Annotated in this window: 18 protein-coding genes; 11 read left to right on the top strand and 7 right to left on the bottom strand. The window is 71.1% G+C overall.

From position 1 onward, the window contains the following. Positions 1 to 83: 83 nt before the first annotated feature. The 5 genes from ISG29_RS16870 (at position 84) to ISG29_RS16850 (ending at position 5,134) form a co-directional block, all read left to right on the top strand. A complete protein-coding gene (locus ISG29_RS16870; protein WP_194504629.1) occupies positions 84 to 1,178 on the top strand; it encodes an ABC transporter permease in 1,095 nt (364 codons plus the stop codon). After that, positions 1,175 to 1,996, top strand: a complete 822-nt coding sequence (locus ISG29_RS16865; RefSeq protein WP_207793271.1) for an ATP-binding cassette domain-containing protein — start codon at positions 1,175 to 1,177, stop codon at positions 1,994 to 1,996. The genes ISG29_RS16870 and ISG29_RS16865 overlap by 4 nt, the downstream gene beginning before the upstream one ends. A gap of 172 nt (positions 1,997 to 2,168) precedes the next feature. Then, a complete protein-coding gene (locus ISG29_RS16860; protein ID WP_194504628.1) occupies positions 2,169 to 3,098 on the top strand; it encodes a TIM barrel protein in 930 nt (309 codons plus the stop codon). 73 nt (positions 3,099 to 3,171) lie between these two features. Next, complete coding sequence (locus ISG29_RS16855; RefSeq protein ID WP_194504627.1) at positions 3,172 to 4,200, top strand: Gfo/Idh/MocA family protein; 1,029 nt, start codon at positions 3,172 to 3,174, stop codon at positions 4,198 to 4,200. Positions 4,201 to 4,252: 52 nt separating this feature from the next. Further along, the gene (locus ISG29_RS16850) at positions 4,253 to 5,134 is read left to right on the top strand and encodes a sugar phosphate isomerase/epimerase family protein (RefSeq protein WP_194504626.1); all 882 of its coding nucleotides are present in this window, start codon (positions 4,253 to 4,255) and stop codon (positions 5,132 to 5,134) included. A gap of 101 nt (positions 5,135 to 5,235) precedes the next feature. Here the strand turns inward: ISG29_RS16850 and ISG29_RS16845 are convergent, their stop codons facing one another. Further along, on the bottom strand, positions 5,236 to 5,592 hold the full coding sequence (locus ISG29_RS16845) for a universal stress protein (protein WP_194504625.1): 357 nt from the start codon (positions 5,590 to 5,592) through the stop codon (positions 5,236 to 5,238). Positions 5,593 to 5,719: 127 nt separating this feature from the next. Beyond that, positions 5,720 to 7,144, bottom strand: coding sequence for a sugar porter family MFS transporter (locus ISG29_RS16840; RefSeq protein ID WP_194504624.1), 1,425 nt, complete (start codon positions 7,142 to 7,144; stop codon positions 5,720 to 5,722). Between the two features lie 137 nt (positions 7,145 to 7,281). Here ISG29_RS16840 and ISG29_RS16835 point away from each other — a divergent pair, with 137 nt between their 5' ends. The 6 genes from ISG29_RS16835 (at position 7,282) to ISG29_RS16810 (ending at position 14,463) form a co-directional block, all read left to right on the top strand. Further along, positions 7,282 to 8,040, top strand: a complete 759-nt coding sequence (locus ISG29_RS16835) for a GntR family transcriptional regulator (RefSeq protein ID WP_328829605.1) — start codon at positions 7,282 to 7,284, stop codon at positions 8,038 to 8,040. A 126-nt stretch (positions 8,041 to 8,166) separates the two neighbouring features. Further along, a complete protein-coding gene (gene iolC / locus ISG29_RS16830) occupies positions 8,167 to 9,132 on the top strand; it encodes a 5-dehydro-2-deoxygluconokinase (RefSeq protein ID WP_328829602.1) in 966 nt (321 codons plus the stop codon). A 28-nt stretch (positions 9,133 to 9,160) separates the two neighbouring features. Beyond that, complete coding sequence (locus ISG29_RS16825) at positions 9,161 to 10,033, top strand: Cgl0159 family (beta/alpha)8-fold protein (RefSeq protein ID WP_194504622.1); 873 nt, start codon at positions 9,161 to 9,163, stop codon at positions 10,031 to 10,033. Next, positions 10,030 to 10,971: a 5-deoxy-glucuronate isomerase gene (gene iolB / locus ISG29_RS16820; protein WP_194504621.1), complete on the top strand. Its 942-nt coding sequence runs from the start codon at positions 10,030 to 10,032 to the stop codon at positions 10,969 to 10,971. Before ISG29_RS16825 ends, iolB begins: the two co-directional genes overlap by 4 nt. Before the next feature lie 7 nt (positions 10,972 to 10,978). Beyond that, on the top strand, positions 10,979 to 12,952 hold the full coding sequence (iolD, locus tag ISG29_RS16815; RefSeq protein WP_194504620.1) for a 3D-(3,5/4)-trihydroxycyclohexane-1,2-dione acylhydrolase (decyclizing): 1,974 nt from the start codon (positions 10,979 to 10,981) through the stop codon (positions 12,950 to 12,952). Then, the gene (locus tag ISG29_RS16810) at positions 12,949 to 14,463 is read left to right on the top strand and encodes a CoA-acylating methylmalonate-semialdehyde dehydrogenase (protein ID WP_194504619.1); all 1,515 of its coding nucleotides are present in this window, start codon (positions 12,949 to 12,951) and stop codon (positions 14,461 to 14,463) included. Before iolD ends, ISG29_RS16810 begins: the two co-directional genes overlap by 4 nt. 70 nt (positions 14,464 to 14,533) lie before the next feature. On the opposite strand, the gene ISG29_RS16805 is transcribed toward ISG29_RS16810, so the two are convergent. The 5 genes from ISG29_RS16805 to ISG29_RS16785 are packed head-to-tail and all read right to left on the bottom strand — an operon-like array spanning position 14,534 to position 19,224. Beyond that, on the bottom strand, positions 14,534 to 15,466 hold the full coding sequence (locus ISG29_RS16805) for an aldo/keto reductase (RefSeq protein ID WP_194504618.1): 933 nt from the start codon (positions 15,464 to 15,466) through the stop codon (positions 14,534 to 14,536). Beyond that, a complete protein-coding gene (locus tag ISG29_RS16800) occupies positions 15,463 to 16,107 on the bottom strand; it encodes a bifunctional 4-hydroxy-2-oxoglutarate aldolase/2-dehydro-3-deoxy-phosphogluconate aldolase (protein WP_207793270.1) in 645 nt (214 codons plus the stop codon). The genes ISG29_RS16805 and ISG29_RS16800 overlap by 4 nt, the downstream gene beginning before the upstream one ends. Before the next feature lie 5 nt (positions 16,108 to 16,112). Continuing rightward, positions 16,113 to 16,874: an SDR family oxidoreductase gene (locus ISG29_RS16795; protein ID WP_194504616.1), complete on the bottom strand. Its 762-nt coding sequence runs from the start codon at positions 16,872 to 16,874 to the stop codon at positions 16,113 to 16,115. Next, positions 16,871 to 17,899: a zinc-dependent alcohol dehydrogenase gene (locus ISG29_RS16790; protein ID WP_194504615.1), complete on the bottom strand. Its 1,029-nt coding sequence runs from the start codon at positions 17,897 to 17,899 to the stop codon at positions 16,871 to 16,873. The genes ISG29_RS16795 and ISG29_RS16790 overlap by 4 nt, the downstream gene beginning before the upstream one ends. Continuing rightward, positions 17,899 to 19,224 (bottom strand): enolase C-terminal domain-like protein, encoded by a 1,326-nt coding sequence (locus tag ISG29_RS16785; RefSeq protein WP_194504614.1) that lies wholly within the window; start codon positions 19,222 to 19,224, stop codon positions 17,899 to 17,901. The genes ISG29_RS16790 and ISG29_RS16785 overlap by 1 nt, the downstream gene beginning before the upstream one ends. Positions 19,225 to 19,229: the final 5 nt, after the last annotated feature.

Here is a 19,229-nt window from a genome sequence, read left to right as displayed (position 1 = left end):
CTCCTGTCGTCGCCGACCATCCCACACACCTGGGGAGCCGGAGCCGCGGCTCCGGCTCCCCGACCCCACCCGGAGCCGACCTGATGACCCACGTGTCCCACGAAACCGATGCGGCCAGCGCCGCCCCTCCCCCGAGTCTCACCCTCGACGAGCCGGTGCAGCGCCGTCGGCTGGCCGACTCCCGACCGACCACGCTGGGCGGGCGTCTGCGCGAGACGCTGTACTACATGCGCGGGCGCGGCGCGCTCGAGATCGGGCTGATCTACGCGCTCATGCTCGCGGTCTTCGTCGTCTGGAGCCTCGTCGACCCGCTGGGCTTCCCGTTCCTCTCCAGCAACAACCTCTCCGGGGTCGTCACCCAGAGCGTGCCCGTGCTGGCCATCCTCGCCATCGGGGTCGGCATGCTCATGGTGACCGGCGAGTTCGACCTCTCGGTCGGCTTCGTCCTCTCCTTCGCCGGCATCGTGTTCATCAAGCTGGCCCAGAGCCACGACTGGGTCGTCGCGGCCCTGCTCACCGTGGCGGTCGCGATCGCTGCGACCACCGCCAACGGGCTCATCGTGGTCTACACCCGGATCCCCTCGTTCGTCGCGACCCTGGGCATGTCCTTTGTCTGGAAGGGCGCGGGCATCGCGGTCAACGGCACCGCCCCGGCCTACCTCGCCGGCGCCGACCCCACCTTCGTGAAGACCTTCGCGGGCGACTTCGGCTTCTTCCGCGCGCAGATCCTCTGGATGATCCTGCTCGGGGTCGTCGCGTTCGGCATCCTCCAGCGCCACCGGGTCGGCAACCGGCTCTACGCCGTCGGCGGCAACGCCGGCGCCGCCAAGGCGGTCTCGATCAAGCCCGACCGCATGCGGATGTTCGCCTACGCGTTCTTGGGCCTCTGCGTGGGTCTCGCCGCCATCTTGGTCGTGGCACGCACCTCGACCATGCAGCCCACCACCACCGAGGAGTACACGCTGTTGGCCGTCGCCGCGGCCGTGGTCGGCGGCTGTGCCCTCGACGGCGGCCGAGGCACCGTCATCGGCATGATCGTGGGCGCTGCCCTGATCCGCACCACCGAGAACGCACTGATCCTGGCCAACGCGCCCGGCCTCTACGTGCAGGCCTTCTTCGGCATCTCGATCGTCGTCGCCGCCGTCATCAACAAATACGTCGAGGAGCGTGCCCAGTGAGCACCCTGATCACCCCGCCCGAGCCCACCGTCCCGACCAAGGACGCCACCGCGTTGCTCGAGCTGCGCGGCGTCAGCAAGGACTACGGCCCCAACCGGGTGCTCGACGACGTGTCCTTCGGCATCGGCACCGGAGAGGTCGTCGGCCTGCTCGGCGACAACGGAGCCGGCAAGTCGACCCTGGTCAAGATCATGTCGGGCGTCGTCTCGATGACCTCGGGATCGTGGCTGTGGCGTGGCGAGGCCCTCGACAAGGTGACCCGTCCGGAGACGGAGCGCCGCGGCGTCGAGACCATCTTCCAAGACTCCGCCCTGGTGCCGAGCATGTCGATCACGCGCAACATCTTCGCCGGCCGCGAGCTGACGAACCGCGCGGGCTTCCTGCGGCTGCGCGAGATGGACGCGATCACGACCGACATCCTCGACAGCGTGGTCTCGATCGAGGGCATCAAGAGCGCCAAGCAGTTGGTCAGCTCGCTCTCGGGTGGTCAGGCCCAGGCCGTGGCCATCGCGCGTGCCGTGCACTTCAAGCGCAGCCTGCTCATCCTCGACGAGCCGACCAGCGCCCTGGCCGTGCGCGCCACCGAGGCGCTGCTCAACTACCTCGTGCAGCTCAAGGGCGAGGGGGTCAGCTCGGTTCTGGTGACCCACAACCTCCATCACGCGTTCAAGGTCTGCGACCGGCACATCGTGATGAACCACGGCCGCAAGATCCTCGACGTGCGCCGCGAGGACACCTCGGTGGAGGAGCTGACCGCCGCGGTGGTCGAGGGCGCGGAGGGTGTGCGCCGCTACCGCGCCGGGCGTGATCTGGCCTGACCCGGGACTCACCCGTCGGGGCGTGCGGGACGCCGCCCCGACGGGTGGACATCACCCCTGCGGGTGGCGACCCGTCGCGCCCGCTTGACAAGGACTAGCACGTGCTAGTCCCATGGTGTCCGGCACCACAGTGATGGACGCCACCCCCACTTCTCAGCAAGGAGCCCAGCCCATGTCCGACCTGTCCAAGCTCAAGCTCGGCACCGCCCCCGACTCCTGGGGCGTGTGGTTCGCGAGCGACCCCCACCAGGTGGGCTGGGAGCAGTACCTCGACGAGATCGCCGCCACCGGCTACGTCTACACCGAGCTCGGGCCGCAGGGCTTCATGCCGCAGGATCCCGAGCAGCTCAAGGACGAGCTCGCCCGCCGCGACCTCACCGTCTGCGGCGGCACCGTCTTCGCCGGGCTGCACCAGGGCCCCGAGGCGCTGGAGAAGGCCAAGCGCGAGTTCGGGCAGGAGGCCCGGCTGCTCGCCGCCGTCGGAGCCGAGTACCTGGTGCACCTGCCCGAGCAGTACACCGACATGCACACCGGCGAGGCCACCCAGGGTGCCGACATCGACCCCGAGCAGTGGAAGCACCTGGTCACCGGCACCGACGAGCTGGCCCGCTACCTGCTGGAGTCCTTCGGCATCAAGCTGGTCTTCCACCCGCATGTCGACACCCACGTCGACACCCAGGAGCGCATCGAGCGCTTCTTGCAAGACACCGACCCCGAGCTGGTCAACCTCTGTCTCGACACCGGCCACGTCTCCTACTGCGAGGGCGACAACGTCGAACTGGTGCGCAAGTACCCCGAGCGGATGACCTACGTGCACCTGAAGTCGGTCGACCCCGAGGTGCGGGCCCGCGCCCTGGCTGAGTCGATGCCGCTCTCCGATGCCGTCCAGCACGGCGTCATGTGCGAGCCGTGGGACGGCGAGCCGCACATGCCCACCTTCCTCGACGCCCTCGGCGAGCTGGACCGCGAGATCTTCACCGTGATCGAGCAGGATCTCTACCCGGTCGCCCCCGACGTGCCCTTCCCGATCGGCGCGCGCACCGCGGGCTTCTACGCCGGCTGCGGCGTCGGACCGGTGCGTCGTTGGCGCGGCTCCCGCTGACCCCCTCGGTTCTCGTCCACTCCTCCTCCACCACCCGCCCGCGACAGCGGACCCCACCAGAGAAGAGATCACCATGACCGTGCGCATCGGCGTCATCGGCACCGGCATGATCGGCCAGCAACACATCCACCGCCTCGACACCCTCGTGCCCGGCGCCGCCGTCACCGCGGTGACCGACCACGACGGCGAGGTCGCCGCCCGGGTCGCCGACGGTCTCGACCACGACGTCACCGTGCACCCCGACGGGTTCGCCCTCATCAAGGATCCCGAGGTCGACGCCGTGGTCGTCACCTCCTGGGGCCCGACCCACGCCGAGTTCGTGCTGGCCGCCATCGGCGAGGGCAAGCACGTGTTCTGCGAGAAGCCCCTGGCCACCACGCAGGAGGACACCCTGCGCATCATCGAGGCCGAGGTCGCACACGGCTCACGCCTCGTGCAGGTGGGCTTCATGCGTCGCTACGACGCGGCCTACCGGGCGATGAAGCAGACCATCGCGGACGGCGCCATCGGCGCCCCGCTCGTCTTCTACTCCGGGCACCGCAACCCCGACGTGCCGGCCGCGTACACCCGCGAGATGGCCATCGTCGACACGGCCGTGCACGACTTCGACGTGGCGCGGTGGCTGCTCGACGCCGAGATCACCGCGATCTCGGTCATCGCCCCGCGCTCCAACCGCCACGGCCTGGGCCGCGGCGAGGCCGAGGATCTGCAAGACCCCCTACTGATGACGATCGAGACCTCGACCGGGGCGGTGATCTGCTGCGAGACGTCGGTGAACATCCGCTACGGCTACGACATCCGCGGCGAGGTGGTGGGCGAGGACGGCACCGTGAGCCTGGCCGACCGCGGCCTGGTGCAGGTGCGCACCGCCGGCACGGCTGCTGTCGGCGTTCCCGGCGACTTCGCGTCTCGCTTCCACGCCGCCTTCGACGTCGAACTGACCGAGTGGGTGGCCGAGGTCGCCGCGGGCTCGCCGCTGAGCGGTCCGAGCAGCTGGGACGGCTACGCCTCCGCAGCCGTCTGCGACGCCGGCGTCGAGGCCCTCCAACAGGGTCGTCGTGTCAGCGTCGACCTCGTCGAGCAGCCCGCCCTCTACCGCTGAGCGGGCGCAGCCACCGGCCGCGCCCGACGACCATCGACCCGGAGACCCTGACATGAAGATCGCCCTCGACCCCTACATGCTGCGCACGGTGCCGCTCACCGAGCTGCCCGGCGTGGTGGCCGACCTCGGCTTCGAGTACATCGAGCTCTCGCCCCGCGAGGACTTCACGCCCTTCTTCTTGCACCCTCGCGCCAACGACGCGACGGTTCGCTCCTTCAAGAAGGCGCTCGACGCCGCCGGCGTCCAGGTGGCCTGTCACCTGCCGCTGTACCGCTGGTCGGGCCCCGACGAGATCGAGCGCCAAGCGGCCGTGCGGTACTGGAAGCGTGCCATCGAGCTCACGGTGGAGCTCGACTGCCACGTGATGAACTCGGAGTTCAACGGCCGCCCCGAGGACGCCGAGAAGTCCGAAGGACAGTTCTGGCGCTCGATGGAGGAACTGCTGCCCGTTCTCGAGCGCGAGGGTGTGCACCTGCGCCTGGAGCCGCACCCCGACGACTTCGTCGAGGACGGCCGCACCGCCATCGACATGATCCGTGGCGTCAACTCGCCGCTGGTCAGCTACCTCTACTGCACCCCGCACACGTTCCACATGAACGCGCACACCGCGGAGCAGATGACCGACCTGATGAGCTACGCCGGGGATCTGCTGACCCACGTGCACCTGGCCGACTGCTTCGACCACACCGCGTCGTCGGGGCTGCGCTACATCACCAACCCGCCCGGCAACGCGGTGCGCGTGCACCAGCACCTCGACATCGGCCAGGGCGAGGTCGACTTCGACGCCTTCTTCGCCCACCTGGGCGCGATGGGCTTCGGCCAGCGCGAGGAGACCATCCTCACCAGCTGCGTCTTCGCCTGGGAGGACCGCGCCGAGCAGTCCTGCCGCCACATGGCCAAGACCATCGCCGAGCACGTCGCCCGCTGGTCCTGAGCCTGGATCCAGGCTGAGCCCGGGCGCCGACCACGACGAAAGGGCCCCTCGGACGCTATCCGCGTCCGAGGGGCCCTTTCGTGTGCGACGGACCGCTCGCGTCAGCCGTCGTACTTCACCGAGAGGACGGGGACCGGGCACTCCATCAGCAAACGCTGCGAGACGCTGCCTAGCAGCGCCTTGCCGACCGGGGTGCGGCGCTTGATGCCGATCACCAGTCGCGAGATGTCGTGCTGCTCCACCTCGTCGAGCACGGCCTGCGCCGGATCGCGATCGCCGCGACCGGACCTCTCGATGATCTCGGCACCCTCGGGCAGGTCCATTCGCTGCTCGGCGAGCGGGCGCAGGGCCAGGTTGAGGACGTAGAGGGGCTGGCCGAGCAGCTCGGCCTCGCCCTGCGCGGCGCGCAGGGCGGCACGACCCTCGGCACTGTCGGTGACGGCGACCAGGATGGACATGAGCAGACCTTTCGGGTGGATGACACGGCGTGAGGAGTAGATGGGACGGGACGGCGCGCACCCCCGACCGGTCATGACCGGCTCGGGAGCGCGCGCAGGGCCGAGCAACGGGAGGGGGTCTCGCGGCTCAGGCCGCGCTCATCTCCTCCTCGAACTGCTCGAGGGTCTTGCCGCGCGTCTCGGGCACGGCCAAGGCGATGAACACGATGGAGGCCAATCCCATGCCCGCGAAGACGAAGAACGTCGGCGCGATGCCGAGCGAGGCGACCACGGGCGGGAAGGCGAAGGCCACAGCGGCGTTGGTGATCCAGAGCACGAACACACAGGTGCCCATCGCGAAGCTGCGGATCTTGAGCGGGAAGATCTCGGCCAGCATCAGCCAGACCAGGGGGCCGAGCGAGCCCTGCATGCAGAACACGAAGAGCGCCACCAGGACCAAGATGAGGTAGGGCTTGAGCCCGTTCTCGGGCATCAGCGCCGCCGTGAGGCCCACGGCGAGGTGGAAGAACACGATCAGGCCGTAGCCGCCGAGCAGCATGGTGCGGCGATCGACGCGGTTGATGAGCATGATGCCCGCCGTGATGCCGAGCAGGCTGGCCAGGCCGTAGAGGGTGTTGGCGAGGATCGCGGCGTCGGCGGAGAAGCCGGAGCGCTCCAGCAGCTGAGTGCCGTAGTACATGATCGAGTTGATGCCGGTGACCTGCTGCACCACACCCAGGCCGATGCCGATGAGCACCAGTCGACGCACCCACGGCACCGCCAGGTCGGCCCAGCCGCCGGTCTGCGCCTCCTTCTCCTCCACCACGAGGCTGTGCACCTCGGCCATCTCGGCCTCGGCGCGCTCCGGGGAGCGCACCTGGCGCAGCACCTCCAGCGCCTGGTCGTCGCGACCTTGATCGCTGAGCCAGCGGGGACTCTCGGGCATGCGCAGCATGCCGAAGAGCAGCGCGATGGCGGGGAGCACGGCCACGACCAGCATGACGCGCCAGATGTGCTCGTTGCCGCCCCAGACGTGGAAGATGACGGCGTTGATGACGAAGGCGGCGAACTGGCCCAGCACGATCATGACCTCGTTGCGCGTGACCAGCGAGCCGCGACGCTCGTACGGCGCCACCTCGGCGAGGTAGACCGGCACCGTCGCCGAGGCGCCGCCGACGGCCAGGCCCAGGATCAGCCGGAAGCCGGCCAGCACCTCCCAGATGGGCGAGAGGGAGCAGCCGATCGTGCCGACGATGAAGACGCCGGCCAGCATGATGATGTTGTGGCGGCGCCCGTAGCGGTCGGCGAGGCGACCCCCGAAGAGGGCACCGATGGCGGCCCCGAAGATGAGGATGCTGACGACGATCCCCTCCGAGAGGGGTGTGAGGCCGAGCTGGTCGGTCATCGGCGCCAGAGCGCCGTTGATGACGCCGGTGTCGTAACCGAAGAGCAGTCCACCGAAGGTGGCGACGACCGTGACCAGGCGCAGCCGCGAGACGTGGGGACCAGGGCCGTCCGGTGGGAGGGCGACGGCTCGTTGTCCCGTCGCCGACGACGCGTCGGAGGTGTGCATGGCGATGCCTCTCGTTGCCCCCAGCTCGGGGGGTGAGTCAATGCGTGCCCGAGACACTAGCACGTGCTAGTGGCGTACGTCTCACTCTGCGGGCCATCTTTGTAATAACATCTCGACAATCTCACTTGGAGGTGTCCGTGACCAGTGACACGTACTGGCCCGACCAGATGTTCGCCGACCTCGACCGCACCGGGCCACTCCCCATGTACTCCCAGGTGGCGGAGCGTCTCGAGGAAGCCATCCGCACGGGGGTGATCCCCGCGGGCGGGCGGATCGAGAGCGAGATCGCCATCGCCGAGCGACTGCGGCTCTCACGCCCCACGATCCGGCGCGCGATCCAGGATCTGGTCGACAAGGGACTGCTGGTGCGTCGTCGCGGCATCGGCACCCAGGTCGTCAGCGGCCGCGTGACCCGCGCTGTCGAGCTGACCAGCCTCTTCGACGACCTCGACGCCGCAGGCGCGCGCCCCCGCACCGACCTGCTGCTGCACGAGGCGATCCAGGCTGCCGACGACGTCGCCCACGAACTCGGACTCCAAGCCGGCGCACCGGTGCTGCACGTGCGCCGCGTGCGCTACGCCGACGGCGCACCGGTGGCCGTGCTCGAGAACTGGCTCCCCGGCGACCTCGCCGACCTCACCGAGGAGGCCCTGCGCGAGCGCGGCCTCTACCAGCTGCTGCGTGCGCGCGGCGTCGGCATCAGGATCGCGCACCAGACCATCGCGGCTCGCGGCTGCGCCGGCGACGAGGCGGACCTGCTCGGACTGCCGGCCCGGGCGCCCGTCTTGAGCGTCGAGCGGGTCACCCACGACCACACCGGCCGCACGATCGAACTGGGCCGGCACTGCTACCACCCCGACCGCTATCGCTTCTCCACGACCCTGGTGGCGCGTTAAAGTTAGATTGTTAAGACATTCTCTTGACGAGACGTCTTTCACACGTCAGGCTGGTCCCGCAGACCACGCCCCCGAGGCGAGCCTCCGCTCGTCGACGGCCTGGATCAGGAGAACGGAGCACAAGGCGTGCCATTGAACGAGCAGCCCTACGACGTGGTGTCGATCGGGCGCACCGGCGTCGACATCTACCCTCTCGACCACGGGGTCGGCCTCGACGCGGTCCGTACCTTCGAGAAGTTCCTCGGCGGCAGCGCCACCAACGTGGCCGTCGCCGCGGCGCGCTACGGGCGCCGTGTCGCCCTGATCACCCGCACCGGTGAGGATCCCTTCGGCCGCTTCGTACGTCAGGAGTCCGAGCGCCTCGGAGTCGACCCCCGCTTCATCACGAGCGTGGCCGGCGGACCGCCCACGCCCGTGACGTTCTGCGAGATCTTCCCGCCCGACGACTTCCCCCTCTACTTCTACCGCTACCCCACCGCCCCCGATCTGATGATCGAGCCCGACGACCTGCCGCTGGAGGCGATCGCCGGAGCGCGCATCTTCTGGGCCACGGTCACCGGCCTCTCCCAGGAGCCCTCCCGGGCCGCGCACGAGCAGGCCTGGGCGGCCCGGGGCCGGGCCACGCACACCGTGCTCGACCTCGACTACCGGCCGATGTTCTGGGACGACGCCGAGGAGGCCTCACGCGTGGTCGGCCAGGCGCTGGAGCACGTCAGCGTCGCCGTGGGCAACAGCGAGGAGTGCCGCGTGGCCGTCGGCGAGAGCGACCCCCAACGGGCCGCGGACGCGCTCTTGGAGCGCGGCGTCGAACTGGCCATCGTCAAGCAGGGGCCTCGCGGTGTGCTGGCCGCCACCCGCGAGGAGCGCATCGAGGTGCCCCCCGTGCTGGTCGACGTCGTCAACGGCCTCGGTGCCGGCGACGCCTTCGGCGGAGCGCTGTGCCACGGGCTGCTGGCCGGTTGGGATCTGCGCTCCGTCGTCGAGTTCTGCAACGTCGCAGGGGCCGTCGTCGTCGGCCGCCTCGAGTGCTCGACCGCCATGCCCGACGAGGCCGAGGTGCGCGCCGCGATGAGCGCCCTCATCACCCACTGACCCCCCTGCCGACCCCCTGCGAGGACCCATGACCATGACAGACCTGACCGAGATCCGCGCCCGCCACCCCCACCGGATCGCCGAGGCGTGGGCCGCACGGCGTCGCCGCCGGTTGCTCGAGGACGACGGTCGCCTGATGATCGTCGCCGCCGACCACCCCGCCCGCGGGGCGCTCTCCGTGCGTGGCGAGTCCGGCGCGATGGCCAACCGCCGCGACCTGCTCGAGCGCCTGGCCACGGCCCTGGCGCGACCCGGGGTCGACGGCGTGCTCGGCACGGCCGACGTGCTCGACGACCTGGCGCTCATGGGCGCCCTCGAGGGCAAGGTCGTGTTCGGCTCGATGAACCGCGGCGGGCTGGCCGGCTCGACGTTCGAGATGGACGACCGGATGACCGGGCACACCGTCGAGGAGATCGTCGCGCGCGGCTTCGACGGCGGCAAGATGCTCAACCGCATCTGCTTCGACGACCCCGCCACGGTGTCGATGCTCGAGCGCAGCGCTCAGGCCGTCGACGCCCTCGCCGCCGCCCAGAAGGTGGCGATGCTCGAGCCGTTCATCTCGGTGCGCGACGACGCCGGCCGGGTCAAGAACCTGCTCGACCCCGACAGCGTGATCTCCTCCATCGCGATCGCCGAGGGACTGGGCGCCACCAGCGCCTACACCTGGCTCAAGCTGCCCGTCGTCGACGAGCTCGAGCGGGTCATGGAGGCCACGACGATGCCCTCGTTGCTGCTCGGCGGCGACCCCCAGGGCGACCCCGAGGACACCTACGCCTCGTGGCGCAAGGCCCTGGAGATCGACACCGTGCGCGGCCTCATCGTCGGGCGCGCGCTGCTCTACCCGCCCGACGGGGACGTCGCCTCGGCCGTGGACACCGCCGTCGGCATGGTGCGCGCATGACCCAGCAGACCTCTCCCTGGGTGTGGCCACTGGGCTCCGCCGCGCACGACGGCTGCGACGTCGCCGTCGACGACCGCTTCGAGGGGTGGACGCACACCGGGCTGCGGGTGCTCACCCTGGAGGCCGGAGGCCGCCACGATCTCGAGGCGGGCTCCTGGGAGCTCGTCGTCGTGCCGCTGGCCGGCGGCGACGTCCACCTCGGGGTCACCACGACCGAAGGTCGTCGCCACGAGGTCCGACTGGCCGGTCGTTCCTCGGTGTTCGCCGGCCCCTGCGACGTGGCCTACGTGCCGGCGGGCTCGACGCTGACCCTCGACCCCGACACTCGCGCCGGTTCCGTGCGCGTGGCGGTGTGCGCCGCCCGCGTCGCCTCCCCCGACGCAGCGTCGCGACCCTTCACGCACCTGCCCGCGGGCCGGGTGCCGGTCGAGATGCGTGGGTCGGGCATCTGCTCGCGCGAGGTCCGCAACTTCGCCGTCCCCGGCGTCTTGGACGCCGAGTCGCTCATCGCCTGCGAGGTGCTGACCCCCGCCGGCAACTGGAGCAGCTACCCGCCGCACAAGCACGACGAGGAGCGCCCGGGCGAGGAGTCCGAGCTCGAGGAGATCTACTACTTCGAGACCCAGGTCGAGGGCGCTGCCGCCGGAGCGGCCGGCTCGGCCGCCGCCGACCCCGTCGGCTACCAGCGGGTCTACGGCACCGACGAGCGACCCATCGACGTGCTCACCGAGGTCCGCACGGGCGATGTCGTCCTCGTGCCGCACGGGTGGCACGGCCCCGCGATGGCGGCGCCGGGCTACGACCTCTACTACCTCAACGTGATGGCCGGCCCGGGCGAGACCCGCGCCTGGCTGATCTGCGACGACCCCCAGCACGGGTGGGTGCGCGAGACCTGGTCGCAGCAGTCCCTCGACCCGCGCCTGCCCTTCGAAAGGTGATACGACCATGACCGACCCCCGGACCGTCCGGCTCACCGTGGCCCAGGCCACGGTCGAGTTCCTCGCCCACCAGTGGTCCGAGCGAGACGGGCAACGCCAGAAGCTCTTCGCCGGCTGCTTCGGCATCTTCGGCCACGGCAACGTCGCCGGTATCGGGCAGGCGCTGCTCCAGCACGAGACGGCCGCGCTCGAGGCGGGCGAGAAGCCCGGACTCCCCTACGTGCTGGCCCGCAACGAGCAGGCCATGGTGCACACGTCGGTGGCCTACGCGCGTCAGCTCGACCGGGTGCAGACCTGGGTCTGCACCGCCTCCGTGGGCCCCGGTTCCTCCAACATGCTCACCGGAGCCGCGCTCGCCACCATCAACCGGATCCCGGTCCTGCTGCTGCCCTCCGACACCTTCGCGACGCGTCGCTCGGCACCGGTGCTCCAAGAGCTCGAGCTCCCTCACGCCGGCGACGTCTCGGTCAACGACGCGTTCCGGCCACTCTCGGCGTTCTTCGACCGGGTCGACCGACCCGAGCAGCTACCCGCCGCGCTGCTCTCGGCCATGCGGGTGCTCACCGACCCGGCCGCGACGGGTGCGGTCACGCTCTCCCTGCCCCAAGACGTCCAGGCCGAGGCCCACGACTGGCCGGTCGAGCTGTTCGCCGACCGCACCTGGCACATCGCGGTCCCGCCGCCCGAACGCGCCCGCATCGCCGAGGCCGCCGCTGTCATCCGCAGCGCTCGGCGCCCGATGATCGTGGCCGGCGGTGGCGTGCACTACTCGCAGGCCGAGGACGCGCTCGCCGACCTGTGCCGGGCCACCGGTATCCCGGTCGGCGAGACCCAGGCCGGCAAGGGCTCGCTGCTGCACGGCGACCCGCGGCTCGCGGGCGCGGTCGGCTCGACCGGCACCACCGCGGCCAACGCCCTGGCCCGCGACGCCGACGTCGTGATCGGCATCGGCACCCGCTGGAGCGACTTCACCACCGCCTCGCGGACCGCCTTCCAGTCCGGTGACGTGCGTTTCGTCAACATCAACGTCGCGCCCATCGACGCCGCCAAGCACGCCGGCGTCATGGTGCTCGCCGACGCCCGCGAAGCCCTGGTCGCACTGGGCGAGGAGCTGGCCGGCTGGTCGGTCGACGACTCCTACCTCGACGAGCAGGCACGCCTGTGGGCGGCGTGGGACGCCGAGGTCGAGGCCTCCTACCACCCCTCCCCCGAGGTGACCGGCGCGCTGGCCGACGGCCTGCTCACCCAGGGCCAGGTGCTCGGCCTCGTCAACGAGCTCTCCGACCCCCGCGACGTGGTGCTGTGCGCGGCCGGCTCGATGCCCGGCGACCTGCACAAGCAGTGGCGGGTGCGCGACCGGCGCGGGTACCACGTCGAGTACGGCTACTCCTGCATGGGGTACGAGGTGCCCGCCTCGCTCGGCATCCGCCTGGCCGACGAGACCCGCGACGTCTTCGCCATGGTCGGCGACGGCGGCTACCTGATGATGCCCACCGAGTTGGTCACCGCCGTCCAGGAGGGCATCAAGGTGATCGTGGTGCTCGTGCAGAACCACGGCTTCCACTCCATCGGCTCGCTCTCCGAGGAGCTGGGCTCCCAGCGCTTCGGCACCCAGTACCGCTACCGCGACGACGCCGGCCGTCTCGACGGCGCCGTGCTGCCCGTCGACCTGGCGGCCAACGCGCGCAGCCTGGGCGCGCAGGTCATCGAGGTGCACACCGCCGAGGCGTTCGCCGACGCCGTCCGCACCGCCAAGGCCGGCCCGTCCGATGTGCCCGTGGTGATCCACGTCGACACCGACCCGCTCGTCTACGCGCCCGACAGCCTCTCGTGGTGGGACGTGCCGGTCAGCCAGACCTCGCACCTGGACTCCACGCGCGAGGCCTACGACCGCTACCTGGCACACGCCGCCACCCAGCGCCAGCACCTGCGTCCCGCCACCGGACCGACCACCCGTTCACACGATCGAGGAGCATCATGAGTAGCCCCACCCGCATCACCCACTTCGTCGCCGGTGCCCCCTGGAGTGGCACGGCCGAGCGCACCAGCGCGGTGTTCAACCCCGCGACCGGCGTGCAGACCGGCGAGCTCGACCTGGCCTCGGCCGAGGTCGTGAACGAGGTCGTCGCCACCGCCCGCACCGCGTGGGAGGGCTGGGGCAACCTCTCCCTCGCCCGTCGCAGCCAGGTGCTGTTCAAGTTCCGCGAGCTGCTGGACCGCGACAAGGAGCGGATCGCGGCGCTCATCACCGCCGAGCACGGCAAGGTGCTCTCCGACGCCCTCGGCGAGGTGCTGCGCGGCATGGAGGTCGCCGAGTTCGCCTGCGGCATCCCCCACCTGCTCAAGGGCGGTCACACCGAGAACGCCTCGACCTCGGTCGACGTCTACTCGCTGCGTCAGAGCCTGGGCGTGGTTGCGGTGATCTCCCCGTTCAACTTCCCCGCGATGGTCCCGCTGTGGTTCGTGCCCGTGGCGCTGGCGACCGGCAACGCCGTGGTGGTCAAGCCGTCCGAGAAGGATCCCTCCGCCACCCTCGCGATCGCGGAGCTGTGGACCGAGGCCGGTCTGCCCGACGGCGTGCTCAACGTCGTCAACGGCGACAAGGAGGCCGTCGACGCGCTGCTGACCCACGAGGACGTCAAGGCGATCTCCTTCGTGGGCTCGACGCCGATCGCCCGCTACGTCTACGAGACCGGCACCCGCCACGGTAAGCGCGTGCAGGCCCTGGGCGGCGCGAAGAACCACATGCTGGTGCTGCCCGACGCCGACCTCGACCTGGCCGCCGACGCCGCCGTCAATGCCGGCTTCGGCTCCGCCGGCGAGCGCTGCATGGCCATCTCGGCGCTGGTGGCGGTCGACTCGATCGCCGATGAGCTGGTCGCCAAGATCGCCGAGCGCGTCGCCACGCTCAAGACCGGCGACGGCACCCGCTCGTGCGACATGGGCCCGATCGTGACCGCACAGTCTCGCGATCGCATCGTCGGCTTCATCGATGAGGGCGAGGCCGCCGGCGCGACGCTGGTCTGCGACGGACGCCGCGGCGAGTACGACGCCGACGGCGGACCGCAGGGCGAGCAGGGCTTCTTCGTCGCCCCGACGCTCTTCGACCACGTCACCTCGGACATGTCGATCTACACCGAGGAGATCTTCGGCCCCGTGCTCTCCGTGCTGCGGGTCGAGGGCTACGACGAGGGTCTGGCGCTCATCAACGCCAACCCCTACGGCAACGGCACCGCCATCTTCACCAACGACGGTGGTGCCGCACGGCGCTTCCAGCACGAGGTCGAGGTCGGCATGGTCGGCGTCAACGTGCCGGTACCGGTGCCGGTGGCCTACTACTCCTTCGGTGGGTGGAAGAACAGCCTCTTCGGCGACACCCACGCCCACGGCACCGAGGGCGTGCACTTCTACACCCGCGGCAAGGTCGTCACCCAGCGCTGGCTCGACCCGAGCCACGGCGGCCTGAACCTGGGCTTCCCGCAGAACGACTGACGGGCACCGAACCGCACGCGGCCGGGTCCGCCCCCCAGGGCCCGGCCGCGTGCTCAGCCTGGATCCACGCTCAGTGGCCGAGCTCGGCCCAGAGATCCTCCGGGACGGGCACCCCGAGCATGGCGACGTTGTCGTCGACCTGACCACGGCCACGACACCCCACGGCGACCTGGGTGACGCCGGGGTGACGCAGCGGGAACTGGATGGCGGCGGCGCGCACGGGCACGTCGTACTGCTCGCACAGCTCCCGCACCCGGGCCGCCCGCTGCACGACCGCAGGAGGCGCCTCCCCGTAGTCGTAGGTGCCCCCCGCCCCCGGCTCGGCCATGATGCCGGAGTTGAAGACGCCGGCGACGACCACCCGCACGTCGCGCTCCTCGCACGCCGGGAGCAGCGTCGGGCCGGCCGAGCGATCGAGCAGGCTGTAGCGGCCCGCGAGCATGACGCCGTTCGCCCCGGTCTCCGCCACGATCCGCTGCAGCGGTGCGACCGTGTTCATGCCGGCGCCGACGTGCGAGACCACGCCCTGCTCGCGCAGACCGACCAGAGCCGGGAGCGCCTCGCTCACGGTCTGGGCCAGGTGCTCGTCGGGGTCGTGCACGTAGACGGTGTCGACCCGGTCCAGGCCCAGCCGGGCCAGGCTCGCCTCGAGGGAGCGCAGCACACCGTCACGGCTGTAGTCGAGGACGCGTCGGCAGCGATCGCCACCGAAGAACCCCTCGTCGCCGTCGGTGTCCTCCTCGGTGGGCACCAGGAGTCGCCCCACCTTGGTCGAGACGGTGAACTCCTCGCGGGGCCGCGTCGCCAGGAAGGCCCCGAGGCGTCGCTCGGAGAGGCCGGCGCCGTAGTGGGGCGCGGTGTCGAAGGCGCGCACGCCCAGCTCCCACGCGGTCTCGAGCGTCTCCTGGGCCTCCTCGTCGGTGGTCACCCGGTAGAGACCGCCCAGCTGGGAACAGCCGAGCACGAAGGCCGTGAGGTCGTGCGGGTGCGAGGACGCACTCATACCGAGACCTCCTCGAGGACGCGCTTCGAGGCGTCGCGGGCTGCGAGCTCGACCAGGTCGTAGCGACCCGCGCAGACCCACTCCGCGGGCGCGAGCCAGGTGCCGCCCACGGCGAGCACCGTGGGGAGCGCCAGGTACTCGCTCATCCCCGCGGCCGTGATCCCGCCGGTGGGCACCATGCGGACGTGCGGGAAGGGCGCCGACATCGCGCGCACCATCCTCACCCCGCCCGACGCCGCGGCCGGGAAGAACTTGACGGTGTCGACGCCGGCGTCCAACGCCGCCTGGAGCTCGGTCGGCGTCGCCACCCCGGGCAGGATCGGCAGGCCCTGCCGGTGGCACTCGCGCACGAGCCCGGGGCTGAAGCCTGGACTGACGGCGAACCGGCCCCCGGCCGCGAGCACCCTCTCGACCTGTTCTGGGCGCGTCACCGTGCCGGCGCCGACCATGACGTCGTCGACCGAGCTCATCTCGCGCAGCACCTCCAACGCGTACCGCGAGCGCAGGGTCACCTCGGCGATCGGCAGGCCCCCGGCGCGCAGCGCCGTGGCCACGGCGACCGCGTGGCGGACGTCGTCGAGCACGAGCACGGGCAGTACGCGGCTGCGTCCCATCGCGACCAGCGGCGTCACGGACCTCATGGACCTCATCGCCCCAGCCAGCCGCCGTCGACGGCGAGAACGGTGCCGTGCACGTAGTCGGCCGCCGCGGAGCTCAGGAACACCACGGCACCCGCCACGTCGTCGGCGCTGCCCCAACGGCCCGCGGGGATCCGGCCGAGGATCGCCTCGTGCCGGGCCGGGTCGTCGCGCAGCGCCTGGGTGTTGTCGGTGGCGATGTAGCCCGGGGCCACGGCGTTGACGTTGACGGCCCCCGCGGCCCACTCGTTGGCCAGGGCCTTGGTCAGGCCCACGAGCCCGCTCTTGGCCGCGGTGTAGCCGGGCACGTTGATGCCGCCTTGGAAGCTGAGCAGCGAGGCGGTGAAGACCACCTTGCCGCCCCCGCGGCCAAGCATCCGGCGTCCGATCTCCCGGGTCAGCACGAACTGGCTCGAGAGGTTCACCGCCACGACCCGGTCCCAGAGCTCGAGGGGGTGCTCGGCGGCCGGAGCGCGCTCGATGGTGCCGGCGTTGTTGACCAGGATGTCGACGGGGCCGTCGGCCTCCAGGCGCGCGGCCAGATCGATCACCGCCTCGCGATCGGCGAAGTCGGCCGAGTACGGCGTGAACGTGCGACCGTGCGCCTCCACGGCGCTCCGGGTCGGCGAGTCGCCCTGCGGCATGGACGTCGAGACACCGGCGACATCGGCGCCCGCGGCGGCCAGGGCCGCCGCGACGGCACGGCCGATGCCTCGGCTGGCGCCGGTCACGACGGCGCGGCGCCCGGTCAGGTCGAACGGCGTGCTCATGCTTGCTCCTCGCGGCAGTCGACCAGCACCTTCATGACCTCGCCACCGGCGTCGAGCGTGGCGAAGGCCTCGGCGGCCTCGTCGAGCGGCTGGACCGCGGTGATGAGCAGTTCGGCCGGGATCTCCCCGACGGCGAGCAGTCGCACGGCCTCCTCGAAGTCCGCGCGCTCGTAGACCCGCGCTCCGACCAGCGTCAGCTCGCGCCAGAACACCCGGTGCAGGTCGACCTCGCGTGCAGCGGCGTGGATGCCCACCACCACCAGCCGACCCCGGACCCCGAGCACCTCGAGGGCGCTCGACATCCCGGGCTGGGTGCCGGAGACCTCGAAGGACACCGCGGCGCCCGCGCCCTCGGTCCAGGCCTCGACGTGCGCGGCGACGTCGTCGGACGTGGGGTCGACGACCTCGAACCCCGCCTCGCGTGCCACCGACCCGCGGAAGGACGACGGCTCGACGACGAGCACCTCGGCCCCACGGGCCCGGGCCACGGCGCCCACGAGCAGACCCACCGGGCCCCCGCCGACGACCACGACCTTCTCGCCTGCGACCACGCCGGAGCGTGTCACGTCGTGCACGGCGACCGCGGTCGGTTCCACCAGCGCGGCATCGCGCAGATCCAGGTCTGCAGGCAGCGGCACGATCACGTCGGCGGGCACGACCCACCGGTTGGTGAGCGAGCCCGGGGAGTCGATGCCGACGAAGACCAGCCGCTGACACACGTGCCGGTGCCCGGCCCGGCACGCGGCGCAGGTACCGCACCACACCAGGGGCATCACCGTCACCGGGTCGCCGGGCGCGAGACCCTCGACGCCGGCGCCGCACGACGCGATCCGGCCGCTCATCTCGTGCCCGATGACACCGGGCGGCTCGACGCGGTGGTCCATGTGTCCGTGCAGGATGTGCAGGTCGGTGCCGCAGATGCCGGTGTAGGACACCGACACGACGACCTCGCCGGGGCCGGCCTCGGGCTCGGGTGCGGAGTCGACCGCGATGGTTCCCGCGCCTCGGTACTGGGCTGCGCGCATCAGTGGCTCGCCTCCTGCGCTGCGTTCTCGTCGGCCCAGGCCGCACCCTCGGGGTAGGCATAGCGCGCGAGGGACTCCTCGCGCATCTGGGAGCTGTAGCCGGGCATGGTCGGGGTGACGTAGCGCCCGCCCTCGACGAGCGCGGGGTCCAAGAAGTGCTCGTGCAGGTGGTCGACGTACTCGATGCGCCGGTCCTCCCAGGAGCCGGAGACCGCCACGTAGTCGAACATGGAGAGGTGGCGCACCAGCTCGCAGAGTCCCACTCCCCCGGCGTGGGGGCAGACCGGGACGCCGAACTTCGCCGCCAAGAGCACGATCGCGACGTTCTCGTTGACGCCGCCGACGCGGCAGGCGTCGATCTGCACGACGTCGATGGCCTGGGCCTGGAGCAGTTGTTTGAAGATCACCCGGTTCTGCGCGTGCTCGCCGGTGGCCACCTTGATCGGGGCGACGTCGCGGCGCACCACGGCGTGACCCAGCACGTCGTCGGGGCTGGTGGGCTCCTCGATCCAGTAGGGGTGGTACTCGCCGAGCTTGTTCACCCACCACACCGCCTCGGGCACGTCCCAGCGCTGGTTGGCGTCGATGGCGATCTTGACGTCCTCCCCCACCGCCTCGCGGGCCACGCCCATGCGCCGCACGTCGTCCTCGAGGGATCCACCGACCTTGAGCTTGATCAGGTCGAAGCCGTCGGCGACCGCCTCGCGGGAGAGCCGGGCCAGCTTCTCGTCGCTGTAGCCCAACCACCCTGGCGTGGTGGTGTAGGCCGGGTAGCCCTGCTCCAGCAGGCGGGCCTCGCGCTCACCGCGGGTGGGTCGGGCCGCCTGGAGGATGCTCAGGGCCTCGTCGGCGCTGAGGGCGTCGCTGATGTGGCGGAAGTCGACGATGTCGACGATCTCGTCCGGCGTCATGTCCGAGAGCACCTTCCACAGCGGCTTGCCCTCGCGCTTGGCCCGTAGATCCCACAGCGCGTTGAGCACGGCGCTCACGGCCATGTGGATGACACCCTTCTCCGGGCCGAGCCAGCGCAGCTGGGAGTCGCGCTGCAGCTCACGACCGATGTCGCCCAGGTGGGTCAGGACGTCGTCGACGTCGCGGCCGGCGATCCAGGGGTTGAGGGCGCGGATGGCCTCGGTCTGGATGTCGTTGCCTCGGCCGGTCGTGAACGCGAAGCCGTGCCCCTCCAGACCGTCGCCGGCATCGGTGCCGATCACGACGTAGGCAGCGGAGTAGTCGGGCTCCGGGTTCATCGCGTCCGAGCCGTCCAGCTCCCGAGAGGTCGGGAACCGCACGTCGCGGGTGCGCAGGTCCGTGAAGCGTGGCATGAGCA

It is taken from the genome of Nocardioides acrostichi (genome assembly GCF_015319165.1).
In the GTDB taxonomy this organism is placed as follows: Bacteria; Actinomycetota; Actinomycetes; order Propionibacteriales; family Nocardioidaceae; genus Nocardioides; species Nocardioides acrostichi.
Note: the sequence above shows the minus strand (reverse complement) of the source record. Positions and strands in the feature narration are given on the sequence as shown.

What these genes read in the sequence shown, in the direction of transcription:
- ISG29_RS16870 (WP_194504629.1), top strand. Translation starts at nt 84, where the DNA reads ATGACCCACGTGTCCCACGAAACCGATGCGGCCAGCGCCGCCCCTCCC.
- ISG29_RS16860 (WP_194504628.1), top strand. Translation starts at nt 2,169, where the DNA reads ATGTCCGACCTGTCCAAGCTCAAGCTCGGCACCGCCCCCGACTCCTGG.
- ISG29_RS16855 (WP_194504627.1), top strand. Translation starts at nt 3,172, where the DNA reads ATGACCGTGCGCATCGGCGTCATCGGCACCGGCATGATCGGCCAGCAA.
- ISG29_RS16850 (WP_194504626.1), top strand. Translation starts at nt 4,253, where the DNA reads ATGAAGATCGCCCTCGACCCCTACATGCTGCGCACGGTGCCGCTCACC.
- ISG29_RS16845 (WP_194504625.1), bottom strand. Translation starts at nt 5,592, where the DNA reads ATGTCCATCCTGGTCGCCGTCACCGACAGTGCCGAGGGTCGTGCCGCC.
- ISG29_RS16840 (WP_194504624.1), bottom strand. Translation starts at nt 7,144, where the DNA reads ATGCACACCTCCGACGCGTCGTCGGCGACGGGACAACGAGCCGTCGCC.
- ISG29_RS16825 (WP_194504622.1), top strand. Translation starts at nt 9,161, where the DNA reads ATGACCATGACAGACCTGACCGAGATCCGCGCCCGCCACCCCCACCGG.
- iolB (WP_194504621.1), top strand. Translation starts at nt 10,030, where the DNA reads ATGACCCAGCAGACCTCTCCCTGGGTGTGGCCACTGGGCTCCGCCGCG.
- iolD (WP_194504620.1), top strand. Translation starts at nt 10,979, where the DNA reads ATGACCGACCCCCGGACCGTCCGGCTCACCGTGGCCCAGGCCACGGTC.
- ISG29_RS16810 (WP_194504619.1), top strand. Translation starts at nt 12,949, where the DNA reads ATGAGTAGCCCCACCCGCATCACCCACTTCGTCGCCGGTGCCCCCTGG.
- ISG29_RS16805 (WP_194504618.1), bottom strand. Translation starts at nt 15,466, where the DNA reads ATGAGTGCGTCCTCGCACCCGCACGACCTCACGGCCTTCGTGCTCGGC.
- ISG29_RS16800 (WP_207793270.1), bottom strand. Translation starts at nt 16,107, where the DNA reads ATGAGGTCCGTGACGCCGCTGGTCGCGATGGGACGCAGCCGCGTACTG.
- ISG29_RS16795 (WP_194504616.1), bottom strand. Translation starts at nt 16,874, where the DNA reads ATGAGCACGCCGTTCGACCTGACCGGGCGCCGCGCCGTCGTGACCGGC.
- ISG29_RS16790 (WP_194504615.1), bottom strand. Translation starts at nt 17,899, where the DNA reads ATGCGCGCAGCCCAGTACCGAGGCGCGGGAACCATCGCGGTCGACTCC.
- ISG29_RS16785 (WP_194504614.1), bottom strand. Translation starts at nt 19,224, where the DNA reads ATGCCACGCTTCACGGACCTGCGCACCCGCGACGTGCGGTTCCCGACC.